The 12,266-nt window shown below is 69.3% G+C and carries 12 protein-coding genes and 2 tRNA genes; 11 read left to right on the top strand and 3 right to left on the bottom strand.

The window, feature by feature from the left end; translation table 11 throughout:
• Nucleotides 1-15: 15 nt before the first annotated feature.
• The 5 genes from gyrA (at nucleotide 16) to XM48_RS06285 (ending at nucleotide 5,320) form a co-directional block, all read left to right on the top strand.
• Nucleotides 16-2,610, top strand: coding sequence for a DNA gyrase subunit A (gene gyrA, locus XM48_RS06305; RefSeq protein WP_046454959.1), 2,595 nt, complete (start codon nucleotides 16-18; stop codon nucleotides 2,608-2,610).
• Nucleotides 2,603-3,010 carry a DUF3566 domain-containing protein gene (locus XM48_RS06300; protein WP_046454958.1) on the top strand — a complete coding sequence of 136 codons (408 nt, stop codon included), beginning with the start codon at nucleotides 2,603-2,605 and terminating at the stop codon, nucleotides 3,008-3,010. Before gyrA ends, XM48_RS06300 begins: the two co-directional genes overlap by 8 nt.
• A 141-nt stretch (nucleotides 3,011-3,151) precedes the next feature.
• Nucleotides 3,152-3,225, top strand: a tRNA-Ile gene (locus XM48_RS06295).
• Nucleotides 3,226-3,250: 25 nt separating this feature from the next.
• Nucleotides 3,251-3,323 (top strand) — tRNA-Ala (locus XM48_RS06290).
• A gap of 491 nt (nucleotides 3,324-3,814) precedes the next feature.
• Nucleotides 3,815-5,320 (top strand): S8 family serine peptidase, encoded by a 1,506-nt coding sequence (locus XM48_RS06285; RefSeq protein WP_046454957.1) that lies wholly within the window; start codon nucleotides 3,815-3,817, stop codon nucleotides 5,318-5,320.
• Between the two features lie 63 nt (nucleotides 5,321-5,383).
• Here XM48_RS06285 and XM48_RS06280 read toward each other — a convergent pair whose 3' ends face one another.
• Nucleotides 5,384-5,905, bottom strand: coding sequence for a hypothetical protein (locus tag XM48_RS06280; protein WP_046454956.1), 522 nt, complete (start codon nucleotides 5,903-5,905; stop codon nucleotides 5,384-5,386).
• A gap of 95 nt (nucleotides 5,906-6,000) precedes the next feature.
• Between XM48_RS06280 and XM48_RS06275 the strand changes: the two genes are divergently transcribed.
• Nucleotides 6,001-7,056 (top strand): alpha/beta hydrolase, encoded by a 1,056-nt coding sequence (locus XM48_RS06275; RefSeq protein ID WP_046454955.1) that lies wholly within the window; start codon nucleotides 6,001-6,003, stop codon nucleotides 7,054-7,056.
• A 36-nt stretch (nucleotides 7,057-7,092) separates the two neighbouring features.
• The gene (locus XM48_RS18670) at nucleotides 7,093-7,800 is read left to right on the top strand and encodes an NUDIX hydrolase (RefSeq protein WP_336653353.1); all 708 of its coding nucleotides are present in this window, start codon (nucleotides 7,093-7,095) and stop codon (nucleotides 7,798-7,800) included.
• Nucleotides 7,801-7,818: 18 nt separating this feature from the next.
• Here XM48_RS18670 and XM48_RS06265 read toward each other — a convergent pair whose 3' ends face one another.
• A complete protein-coding gene (locus XM48_RS06265; RefSeq protein ID WP_046454954.1) occupies nucleotides 7,819-8,325 on the bottom strand; it encodes a hypothetical protein in 507 nt (168 codons plus the stop codon).
• 96 nt (nucleotides 8,326-8,421) lie between these two features.
• Between XM48_RS06265 and XM48_RS06260 the strand changes: the two genes are divergently transcribed.
• Together XM48_RS06260 and XM48_RS06255 are read left to right on the top strand one after the other, a co-directional pair.
• Nucleotides 8,422-8,931, top strand: coding sequence for a peptidylprolyl isomerase (locus XM48_RS06260; RefSeq protein ID WP_046454953.1), 510 nt, complete (start codon nucleotides 8,422-8,424; stop codon nucleotides 8,929-8,931).
• Nucleotides 8,932-8,934: 3 nt separating this feature from the next.
• Entirely contained in the window at nucleotides 8,935-9,885 is a 951-nt protein-coding gene (locus XM48_RS06255; protein WP_231580820.1) for a rhomboid family intramembrane serine protease, read from the top strand.
• Between the two features lie 195 nt (nucleotides 9,886-10,080).
• Here the strand turns inward: XM48_RS06255 and XM48_RS06250 are convergent, their stop codons facing one another.
• Nucleotides 10,081-10,356: a cell division protein CrgA gene (locus XM48_RS06250; protein WP_197074157.1), complete on the bottom strand. Its 276-nt coding sequence runs from the start codon at nucleotides 10,354-10,356 to the stop codon at nucleotides 10,081-10,083.
• 101 nt (nucleotides 10,357-10,457) lie between these two features.
• Here XM48_RS06250 and XM48_RS06245 point away from each other — a divergent pair, with 101 nt between their 5' ends.
• Both XM48_RS06245 and nadA read left to right on the top strand, forming a co-directional pair.
• On the top strand, nucleotides 10,458-11,171 hold the full coding sequence (locus XM48_RS06245; RefSeq protein ID WP_046454951.1) for an NUDIX domain-containing protein: 714 nt from the start codon (nucleotides 10,458-10,460) through the stop codon (nucleotides 11,169-11,171).
• A partial coding sequence (nadA, locus tag XM48_RS06240; RefSeq protein WP_046454950.1) for a quinolinate synthase NadA occupies nucleotides 11,168-12,266 on the top strand: 1,099 nt, incomplete at its 3' end. The genes XM48_RS06245 and nadA, both read left to right, overlap by 4 nt.

Raw genomic sequence — 12,266 nt, 5'->3', positions numbered from 1 at the left:
AACGAGACCCCCGATATGGACGACGCCACCGGCGCCGAGATCATCGTGGAGCTGGACGAGACCGGCCAGCCCATCGCGGCGAACCACGGGCGCATCGATCAGGTCGACCTGCAGCTCGAGATGCAGCGCTCCTACCTCGACTACGCCATGAGCGTGATCGTGGGCCGTGCGCTGCCCGACGTGCGCGACGGCCTCAAGCCGGTGCACCGCCGTGTGATTTACACGATGTACGACGGCGGCTACCGCCCCGACAAGGCCTTCTCGAAGTGCACGCGCGTGATCGGCGACGTGATGGGCCAGTTCCACCCGCACGGCGACACCGCCGTGTACGACTCGCTCGTGCGTCTCGTGCAGCCGTGGTCGCTGCGCTACCCCCTGGCCCTCGGCCAGGGCAACTTCGGTTCGCCCGGCAACGACGGCGCCGCCGCCCACCGATACACCGAGACCAAGATGTCCCCGCTCGCCATGGAGATGGTGCGCGACATCGACGAAGACACGGTCGACTTCCAGGACAACTACGACGGCCGTACCCAGGAGCCGACCGTGCTCACCGCACGGTTCCCGAACCTCCTGGTCAACGGCTCGGTCGGCATCGCGGTCGGCATGGCCACGAACATCCCGCCGCACAACCTCCGCGAGGTCTCCGAAGCGGCGATCTGGCACCTGGAGCACCCCGAGGCGAGCCGCGAGGACCTCCTCGAGGCGCTCATGGCCCGCGTCAAGGGGCCCGACTTCCCGACCGGCGCGCAGATCCTCGGCACCAAGGGGATCCGCGAGGCGTACCGCACCGGACGCGGCTCGATCACCATGCGCGCCGTGGTCAACATCGAGGAGATCCAGGGACGCACCTGCCTCGTCGTGACCGAGCTGCCCTACCAGGTCAACCCCGACAACCTCGCGGTCAAGATCGCCGACCTGGTCAAGGAGAACAAGGTCCAGGGGATCGCCGACATCCGCGACGAGACGAGCGGCCGCACCGGCCAGCGTCTCGTGATCGTGCTGAAGCGCGACGCGATCGCGAAGGTCGTGCTGAACAACCTGTACAAGCACACGCAGCTGCAGGAGAACTTCGGCGCGAACATGCTCGCGATCGTCGACGGCGTGCCCCGCACCCTCGCGCTCGACGGCTTCATCACCGCCTGGGCGAAGCACCAGATCGAGGTCATCGTCCGGCGTACCGAGTACCGCCTGAAGAAGGCCGAGGCCGAGGCGCACATCCAGCGCGGCTACCTCAAGGCGCTCGACGCGCTCGACGAAGTCATCGCTCTGATCCGTCGCTCGCCCACGGTCGACGAGGCTCGCGAGGGCCTCATGAAGCTGCTCGGCGTCGACCAGATCCAGGCGGACGCGATCCTCGGCCTGCAGCTGCGCCGCCTCGCGGCGCTCGAGCGACAGAAGATCCTGGAGCTCGCGGCCAAGCTCGAGGCCCAGATCGCCGAGTACCAGGGGATCCTGGCCTCGCCCGAGGAGCAGCGCAGCATCGTGGTCACCGAGCTCGGCGACCTCGTCGACAAGTACGGCGACGAGCGGCGCTCGACGATCCTGCACGGATTCGACGGCGAGATGTCGATGGAGGACCTGATCCCCGAGGAGGAGATGGTCGTCACCGTCACCCGCGGCGGATACATCAAGCGCACGCGCATCGACAACTACCGGACGCAGCACCGCGGCGGCAAGGGAGTCAAGGGTGCGGCGCTCCGCGCCGACGACATCGTCGAACACTTCTTCGTCACCACGACGCACCACTGGCTGCTGTTCTTCACGAACACGGGCCGCGTCTACCGCGCGAAGACGTACGAGGTGCCCGAGGGCGGCCGCGACGCGAAGGGCCAGCACCTCGCGAACCTGCTCGCGCTCGCGCCCGACGAGTCGGTCACGCAGATCCTCGACCTGCGCGAGTTCGAAGCGGATCGGTTCCTCGTGCTCGCGACCCGGGACGGCCTCGTCAAGAAGACCGCGCTGACCGAGTATGACACGAACCGCACGGGCGGCATCATCGCGATCAAGCTCCGCGACGAGGACGAGCTCGTCTCGGCCCTGATCGCGGAGTCCGACGACGATGTGCTGCTCATCTCGAAGCACGGCATGTCGGTGCGCTTCACGGCGTCCGACCAGGCGCTCCGCCCGATGGGCCGTTCCACGAGCGGTGTGCGCGGCATGAACTTCCGCGACGGGGATCAGCTGCTGCAGGCCTCGCGGATCACCGAGGGCGGCTTCGTCTTCGTGGTCACCGAGGGCGGCTACGCCAAGCGCACCGCGGTCGACGAGTACCGCGTGCAGAACCGCGGCGGCTTCGGCATCAAGGTGGCGAAGCTCGATGAGGCGCGCGGCGATCTGGTCGGCGGCTTCATCGTGGACGAGGGCGACGAGGTGCTCGCAGTGCTGGCCAGCGGCAAGGTCGTCCGGTCCAACGTCGCCGAGGTTCCTGCCAAGGGCCGGAACACGATGGGCGTCGTCTTTGCGAGATTCCCAGAGCGGGACCGTATTATTGGCATCGCGCGAAACACGGAGCGCGGTCTCGACGACGCCGAGGCCGAGAGCGCGGCCGGTGAGCCGGCCGAGACCGATGCTGCGGAGCACGCAGAAGACAAGGAAAGCCTGAATGAGTAACACTGTCGCCGATAAGCTGGCGCGCAAGACCCGCAAGAAAGCGCCGTCCAAGCAGGTACGCCTCAAGCTCGTCTACGTCGACTTCTGGTCGGCCGTGAAGTTCTCCTTCCTGGTGTCGGTCTGCTGGGCCATCGTCGGGATCGTCGCGACGGTGCTCGTCTATCTCGTGCTGATGCAGACCGGTCTGCTGGCCAAGGTCGACTCCCTGTTCATGGACGTCGTTGGCGATAAGAACAGCCTGATGACGTTCCTCGGTTTCCCGCAGGTCTTCGGATTCTCGGTCGTGGTCGGGATCCTGAACATCATCGTGGGCACCGCGCTCGGCGCGGTCGCATCGCTGATCTACAACCTCCTCACCCGCATCGTCGGCGGTTTCCAGCTGGGCTTCACCAGCAACTGATCGACGCCGAGCGGCGGTTCGCGTGCCCCGACGACCTCCACGGTCGGCGGGGCACGCGGCGTTTCCGGCCGCGGCGCGCGGAGCGGATCCGCCCGATTTGTGTTTTCGGCGAGTGTCCGTGTAGAGTCGTTTCTTGGTCAAGGGGCTATAGCTCAGGCGGTTAGAGCGCTTCACTGATAATGAAGAGGTCCCAGGTTCAAGTCCTGGTAGCCCCACCGAACGACTCGCAAGAGCCGTTCCGGGTCCTTAACTCAGTTGGTAGAGTGCCTGCTTTGCAAGCAGGATGTCGGGAGTTCGATTCTCCCAGGATCCACAGACAACGCCCCCGGTTCACGCCGGGGGCGTTCTGCGTTTCCGGGGCTCGCGGCGGCGGCGCGTGGCTCGGCGATGCGCTCGGCAGTTCCCGTGGCGGCGGTGCCCTCGGCGCCGCCTTCGGTGGCGCCGCTTCTGGCACGAGTGGACGTCCACTCGACGAGTGGGCGGCGAGTCACGCGCCGATAGAGCATCCGATCGTCGAGTGGATGTCCAATCGTTCAGAGGGTCGGGAGGATCGAGAATGTCGCGAAGAGCTGGAAGAGCGGAACGTGCGGGACTCTGGGAGCAGGGAGGTGCAGGACCCGGCCCCGGCGCCCGAAGCCGGGACCGGCGAGGCGCAGCACCCGACCCCAGCGAGGGGGCGCACCCTACTGCGGCAGCGGCGGATCTTCAATATTGAACGAACCGTTCTCGGCTACTAGAAAGGGGGAGGGCACTGAGCCCGCCCCGGCCACAAGCCGGGGTACTCCCTCGAGAGGATCCTCAACGATGAGATCATCATTCCGTCAGCGCTCCATCCGGGCGGCCGTCTGCACCGCAGCGGCGATCGGCCTGCTGGTGGGTTCGGCGACCACCGCCACCGCGGCCGTCGCGGAGCCGTCCACCCCCGTCCCGGTGAACCCGCCGGACGGCACCGTCATGAGCTACGTGGTGAACGCCGGCAAGGCGAACCCGGGTCAGGTGCGCAAGGTCGAGAAGGCCGTCACCGAGGCCGGAGGCGTAGTCGTGCAGACGTGGCCCGAGATCGGCGTTGTGGTCGCGCAGAGCGACCGCGCGGCGTTCCGCGACCGGGTCAAGGTCACGGGCAAGAACGCGGTCGAGTCGGTCGGTGCGACTCGCACCGTCGAGGTCTCCGACCGGGTGCAGGGCCCGCAGGTGCCCTGGGGTCCCGGTGCCTCCGGTTGGAAGCAGGGCGGCAAGAACAAGCGCGTCGACGTGGACGAGCCCACCACGCCGGTGCCGGCGAAGGCCGGCGACGCCATGGAGGCCCAGCAGTGGGACATGGCCATGATCAAGTCCGATCAGGCGAATGCGATCACCGACGGCAGCCGCAAGGTGCTCGTGGGTGTGCTCGACTCCGGCATCGACCCGCAGCACTCCGACCTGGCGCCGAACATCGACGTCGCGAACTCGGTGAACTGCACCGTGGGCGGCCGGCCCGACCAGACCGCCGGCGGCTGGGAGCCGACGACCTCGGACCACGGCACGCACGTGGCCGGCACGATCGCCGCGGCCCGCAACGGCACGGGCATCGTCGGCGTCGCCCCGAACGTGCGTCTCGCCTCGGTGAAGGTCGTGAACGACGACGGCTTCATCTACCCCGAGTACGCGATCTGCGGCTTCATGTGGGCCTCGCAGCGCGGCATGGACGTGACGAACAACAGCTACTACGTGGATCCCTTCGAGTTCTGGTGCGATGACCAGCCCGATCAGGCGGCCGTGCGCGAGGCGATGGCGCGCGCCGTGAACTGGTCCACCTCGCGCGGTGTGGTCAACGCGGCCGCCGCCGGCAACTCGGGACTCGACCTGACCGTGAACACGCGCGACGAGGGCAGCCCGAACGACGCTCCGGCTCCGACGCCGCGCACCATCAACCAGGGCTGCAAGGACATCCCCGCGCAGATCCCCGGTGTCGTCACCGTCTCCTCGGTCACGCAGACCGGCCAGCTGTCGTACTTCTCGAACCGCGGGCTCGGCGAGATCGACGTGGCGGCACCCGGATCCCGGATCCTGTCGACCCTGCCCGGCGGCGGTTACGGCCTGAAGAGCGGTACCTCGATGGCGACCCCGCACGTCGCGGGCGTGCTCGCCCTCATGAAGTCGGCGCACCCGAACCTGACGCCGGCGCAGCTGACGGCGAAGCTCAAGGCGGACGCGACGCCGACGCCCTGCTCGGCACCCGAGCGCGGCGCCGGCGCGGCCTGCGTGGGCACGACGGCGCTGAACAGCTACTTCGGCACGGGCCTCGTGAACGCGCTGAAGGCGGTGCAGTAGGGGACTGAGCCCCGACCGGCGGGGCCGGGATCGCCGACCGGCGGTCCCGGCCCCGTTCCGCGTTCAGCGACGGTCGGTGTCGGCGGCGCGGCCCGGTCGTCCGCGTCGCGCTCCGCGCACGCGCAGGTAGCTCCGGACGGACCGGATCGCGAGCGCCACGAAGATGAGCGCCGACGCGGCCCAGGGGATCCAGGGGTCGTCGTCGTTCGTGGGGATGAGGAAGAACAGCGCCGCCAGCCCGCCGCAGACGAGCAGTGCGATCCCCAGCAGCAGCTCGGGGAGCAGCCCGGGGAGCGGCTCAGGGGGAGGCCGGTGCGACGCGGCCGGTCCCTCGGCGGGCGGTCGCTCGGCCGCGGAACCGCGGGATCGCTGATCCGCCGCGACCCGGCGCAGCATCGCGATCACGGCGGCGCCGGCGCTCAGCGCGGTGAGGGCGATGACCACGAAGAACAGCGGTCCGTGGGCGAGCCCCAGCGGCCGCTCCCAGCACCATAGGACCGCGGCACCGACGGCGCCGAGCGAAAGCCCGGTCCAGGCGACCCAGCGCGCGTTCGACGGCGCGTGGCGGCCTCGGGACTGCGGCAACTGCGGGCCTCCGTCGGAGTCGTGCGCGGGAAGGATCGGACCTCCCGATCGTATCCGGACTCCTGTCGCGCATTCGGCACTCCTACACTGGCGATATGACGCACGATCCGCATGCCTGGCAGCCCGACGTCCTCGGACCGGGGTTCGCGCAGCGCACGATCCCGCTGGGGGAGGACGACGAGGGGCCGCTCGTCGCGACCCTCGTGCGATCGCTGCCCGGCGCCGTGCGCTTCACCGACCGACTGGCGGGCCGCTCGCGGATCGTCCACCCGCTCGCGGGGGTCGACGTGCTCTACGTGCACGGCTGGTCCGACTACTTCTTCCAGCGCGAGCTCGCGGCCTTCTATACGAGTCGCGGAGCGCGCTTCTTCGCGCTCGACCTCCGCAAGTACGGGCGCAGCCTGCGATCGGGGCAGACCCCGGGCTTCATCGAGGATCTCGCGCAGTACGATGCCGAGATCGGTGCGGCGCTCGAGATCATGTCGGCCGAGCCGGCGCACGGGGGATCGGCGGCCTTCGGCGGGCGGCCCCGGCGCCTGCTGCTCATGGGTCACTCGACCGGCGGCCTGATCCTCAGTCTGTGGGCCGACCGGCATCCCGGGGTGGCCTCGGGTCTGCTGCTCAACAGCCCGTGGCTCGAGTTCCAGCTGCCGGGGAGGATCCGGGCGAGCATCGCGCCGCTCGTCGACCTCAGCGCCCGCTTCAACCCGCGCGAATCCGCGCCGCAGTTCGACTTCGGCTACTACACGCGGGCGCAGCGCGCGGTCGCCGATGCGGAGCACCCGCTCGACGTGAACACCGAGTGGCGGCCGGAGCAGGCGATGGCGGTGCACGCCGGATGGCTGCGCGCGATCCTGCGGGGGCACAGCGAGGTGGTCGAGCGCGGGCTGCGCATCGCGGCGCCCGTCGGCGTGCTGCTGTCGCGACGGTGGATCTCGCCGATGCGCTGGAGCGAGGAGCTGACGAGCGTCGACTCCGTGCTCGATGTCGACGAGATCGCCCGTGCGGCGACCCGGCTCGGGCCCACCGTGACCATCGAGCGCATCGACGGCGCCCTGCACGACGTGTTCCTCTCGCGGCCGCCGGTGCGCGCCGAGGCGTACCGGCGACTCGAGGTGTGGCTGCGCGGCTGGATCGCGGAGATCGGCTGAGCATCGGCGCTCGCGCGAGACACTAGGCTCAGCACTATGGATATGCGGGTGGCGGCCTACGCGGTGATCGAGCGGCGCGGCTCGATCCTGCTCACGCACTGGCGCCGGGGTCGTATGCACGGGTGGACCCTGCCGGGCGGCGGCATCGAGAACGGCGAGGATCCGCAGCAGACGGTGGTCCGCGAGGTGCTCGAGGAGACGGGGCTCACGGCGAAGACGGGCAAGCTCCTCGGCGTCGATTCGCGGGTCATGATCCGCGAGGAGGTCGAGGACGGCCAGGATCCGCAGCTGCACACGATCCGGATCGTCTACCGGGCGACCGTCGCCGACGGACCGCTGCGGCACGAGGTCGACGGGTCCTCCGACGAGGCGCGCTGGGTGCCGATCCGGGAGATCCGCTCGCTCAAGACGCTCTCGCTCGTGCAGACCGGGCTGCGCATGGCGGGCATTTCGATGCGGAGCTCGAACGGACGCTCGGGATCCCGGCGTTCCCGGCGCTCCGGCGGTGGCTCCGGAAACGGTGCCGCGGCCGCGGGCGGCGGGGGATCGCAGCCGAAGAAGGCTGCGGCGGATCCGGAGCAGAGCGGCGAAAGCGCTCCGAAGGGTGCCGCGACGAAGAGCTCGGCTCCCCAGAGCTCCGGGCAGAAGTCCGGAGCCGCGAGGTCGGGCCCGCGCCGGGCACAGAAAGCGGGTGGGTCCCGCACCGCGGAACCCACCCGGAAGTCCGACTCCGCGACCGACTGATCGGCCGCGGGATCCGGCCTACTCGCCGGACTCGGGAGCGACCCAGAGCTCGTCGTCGCTGCGGAACGCCTGCCACAGGGTGTAGCCGACGCCCACGGCGGCGGCGATGCCCAGGCCGAGGGCGATGAACCCGCCCACGCCACGCTTCTTCTTCTGCGGGGCCAGGAGGCCGCGCTTCTCGCCGAAGCGGCGCACCTGCTGCGCGCCCTCGGCGTTCTCGAGCTGCTCGAGGGTGCGCACCGTGCTGGCGAGCGCGCCGGCCACGAGCGGCGCGGTCGCGCGACGCACCTGCTCGGACGCGCGTCGGGCGGCGAGGATGCCCCGGTCGACCTGCGGCCGAACGGTGGTCATCGCGTCGTTCACCCGTGGGGCCAGGTGCTCGTCGCTCAGACGACGGGCCTGGGAACCGGCGGCCTGCAGCACCTCCCCGGCGTGGCCGAGCACGATGCGCTGCTCGTCGAGCACGTCTTGCGCGTGGTTGCGCAGTCGACGCAGCTCGCGACGGTTCTTGCGAGTGAGTGACATGGGAACCTCCGATGCTTCCGCAGGATCGCGTGCCACCCACGCTACACCGAAGCGGCGCACAGTGCCTCCCAAAGCGCTGGCCGTAGAATTACTGCCATGACTCTTCACACTGCGGTCGCGACCGTTCACACCAACCACGGCGACATCGTCATCAACCTCTTCGGCGACCACGCGCCGAAGACCGTCAAGAACTTCGTCGACCTGTCGAACAAGGGCTTCTACGACGGTGTCATCTTCCACCGCATCATCAAGGACTTCATGATCCAGGGCGGCGACCCCACCGGCACCGGCACCGGCGGCCCGGGCTACAACTTCGACGACGAGATCCACCCGGAGCTCACCTTCGATCACCCGTACCAGCTGGCCATGGCCAACGCGGGCAAGCGTCCCGACATGACCGGTCGCCTCGCGGGCACCAACGGTTCGCAGTTCTTCATCACCACCATCGCTCCGGCGTGGCTGAACGGCAACCACACCATCTTCGGCGACGTCGCCGACGACGCGTCGAAGGCCGTGGTCGATGCGATCGCCGCGGTGCAGACCGGTGCGATGGACCGTCCCGTCGAGGACGTCGTCATCACCGGCGTCGATATCGCCGAGGTCTGAGGCGTGAGCCTGGGCGGGTCGCGGCCGGAGTTCGGCGAGCGCGCGGAGTACGGTCCGAACGACGTCTGCTACCGGCATCCGGACTCGCCCAGCTTCACTCTCTGCCAGCGCTGCGGCCGCACCATCTGCGCGCAGTGCCAGACGAACGCCCCCGTCGGCGTGCTGTGCCCCGAGTGCATGCGCGAGCTCCGCGGGGGCGCTCGTGCGTCCGGGCGCGGACCCGGCCGCACGCAGAATCGCGCCGCACGCAAGGTCACGGTGATGGGTCGACGGCTCGCCGCGACCGATGCCCCCGTGGTGACCTACGGGATCATGATCGCCTGCGTGGTGGTCTGGGTGGCGCAGCTCCTCATTCCTGACGCGACCCGGGCGCTCTGGTTCGCGCCGGCGCACGCGCTCCCGCAGCTGTACGAGCCGTGGCGCTTCATCACGGCGATGTTCACGCACTCGACGGGCAGCATCTTCCACATCCTCTTCAACATGCTCACGCTGTGGCTGTTCGGCCGCAATCTCGAGCAGTTGCTGGGCCGGCTGCCCTTCTTCTGGCTCTACATCTTCTCGGGGGTCGGTGGATCCATCGGCACGATGCTGTGGGCCTACGCCGATCCCGCCGCGGTGGTCGTGCCGACGGTCGGCGCCTCGGGCGCCATCTTCGGCGTCATGGGCGCGACGCTCGTGGCGTTCCGTGCGGCCGGCGTCAGCATCACCTCGCTCGCGGTGCTCATCGCGATCAACGTCGGCATCGGGTTCCTGCCGGGCAACAGCGTGTCCTGGCAGGCGCACCTCGGCGGCCTCGCCGTCGGCGCGCTCACCATGTGGATCCTGGTGCAGACCCGCGGCCCGCGTCGCAGGGGTGCACGGATCGGTGGATTGATCGGGCTCGGTGCGGTGCTCATCGCGCTGACGTTCGCGTACTTCGTCGTATCCCCGCTCCCTGCCGCAGCGCTGATCTGACCCGGTCAGGGCCGGATTCCCTGCGCCGGTGACCGGAAAAATCACACCGGTGTAGTTCGTCCCCAGTTGGGGAGAAAACTGTGGATAAGTCTGGGTGTTAACGCTTCCGGGGCGTCTGCTCCGGGCGGACCCCAACGAAAAAGCCGCCCGCCGCATCCTCAGATGCGGCGGGCGGCTTTTCGAGTTTCGGTGGGGTTACTTCCACCAGGGGGTCATGAGGAAGCCGATGAGCACGAGGCCGAAGCCGATGAAGATGTTGGCCTGGCCGAGCATGGGGATCGGCAGCTGCAGCGAAGAGCTGGTGATGTAGTAGAGCACGATCCAGAGCAGGCCGAGCAGCATGAAGCCGAACATGACCGGCTTGAACCACACCGGGTTCGGTGCGTCCTCGCGGGCTTCGCGCGCTTCGGCGCGGGTGCGCGTCACCTGGGACGCCTTTCGCTTGCTCACGTCTTTTGCAGCTGCTGCCATGCCCATGAGTCTATCCGGTAACCGACGGGGACCCGCTGATATTCCCGTTCGCACTAAAGGTGCCGAGGACACTAAGATGGATCCCGGAGGTTAAAGTCATCATGACCAGAAGTTCCGGGATCGACGTGGCCGTGTCCACCGCGATCCTCACCCTGCGCAAGACCGACCGCGGCGTCGTGCTCTCGCTGCCGCTCGTACGTCGCACCCGCGAGCCGTTCGCCGATCGTTGGGCGTTGCCCGGCGGCTGGCTCACCGCGACCGAGGCTCCGGTCGGCGCAGCCGCTCGCACGCTCGCCGAGACGACGGGTCTCGCCCCCAGCTACCTGGAGCAGCTCTACGCCTTCGGCGCCGTGGACCGCTCGCCCAGCCGCGTCGTATCGATCGTCTACTGGGCGCTGCTCCGCTCCGACCAGGTCGATGCGCAGAGCGCCGAGTACCGGCGCACGGGCCTCGCCCCGGAGAACGTGCGCTGGTTCGACGCCGACGACCTGCCGCCCCTGGCGTTCGACCACGCGCAGATCATCGAGTACGCGCTGTGGCGCCTGCGCAACAAGGTCGGCTACAGCCGCGTGGCCCAGGGCTTCCTGCCCGAGGAGTTCACGCTCGCCGAACTGCGCGAGGCCGTCGAGACGATCCTCGGCCGCAGGCTCGATCCGGCGAACTTCCGCCGCCAGGTCGAGTCGAGCGGCACGCTGATCGCCACCGACGAGTTCCGCACCGGCAACCATCGGCCCGCGCGGCTCTACCGGTCCAGTCCCGACGCCGAACTGGCCGACCGCGGTCCCCTCTCCTCCGAAGAAATGAGCATCCGATGAGCACCCCCGTCTCCCTCGATCCCTCTGTCGACCACCGGATCCTCGAGCTCGTCGCGGTGGGCGACGACGGCGTCTGCAACACGGACCTCGCCGCGGGCCCGTGGACCTTCGACGGGGTTCCCGGCTACGGTCCCGGATCCTCGATGGGCGACGTGATCCCCACGGGATCTCCGCGCCAGGGCGAGCTTCCCGCCGCGTACCGCGAGGCCGACGAGGCCGATCTGGAGGCGCGGATCGTCGCTGCGCGCGAGGTCCTGGGCGACCGGGTCGTCGTGCTCGGGCACTTCTACCAGCGCGAGGAGGTGGTCCGGCACGCGGACTACGTCGGCGACTCCTATCAGCTCGCCGTCGCGGCGAAGCGGCACCCGGAGGCCGAGGCGATCGTGTTCTGCGGCGTCCACTTCATGGCCGAGACCGCCGATCTGCTCTCGGGGCCCGAGCAGGCCGTGATCCTGCCGAACCTCGCCGCCGGCTGCTCGATGGCCGACATGGCCGACATCGATCAGGTCGAGGAGTGCTGGGAGCAGCTTGCCGAGGTGCTCGGGCCGCTCGACGTGCCGGACGCCGACGGGCTCCTGCCCGTGATCCCCGTCACCTACATGAACTCCTCCGCGGCGATCAAGGGCTTCGTGGGGCGCAACGGCGGGATCGTGTGCACCTCGTCGAACGCGCGGACCGTGCTCGAGTGGGCGTTCGCGCGCGGTCGCCGCGTGCTGTTCTTCCCGGATCAGCACCTGGGCCGCAACACGGCGAAGGAGATGGGCGTCGCGCTCGACCGCATGCCGATGTGGAATCCGCACCGTCCGCTCGGCGGGTCCTCGGCCGAGACGCTGGTCGATTCGCGCGTGATCCTGTGGCACGGCTTCTGCTCGGTGCACCGCCGGTTCACGACCGCGCAGATCGACCGGGCCCGCGCCGAGCATCCCGGGGTCCGCGTGATCGTGCACCCGGAGTGCCCGATGGAGGTCGTCGACGCCGCCGACGAGGCGGGATCCACCGCGTACATCCGCGAGGCGATCGAGGCCGCGACGGAGCCGACGGTGTTCGCGATCGGTACCGAGATCAACCTGGTGCGGCGCCTCGCGGCGCAGCACC

Origin of the sequence: Leucobacter sp. Ag1, from assembly GCF_000980875.1 — a bacterium.
In the GTDB taxonomy this organism is placed as follows: domain Bacteria; phylum Actinomycetota; class Actinomycetes; order Actinomycetales; family Microbacteriaceae; genus Leucobacter; species Leucobacter iarius.
This window is presented reverse-complemented; position numbering and strand designations above follow the sequence as displayed.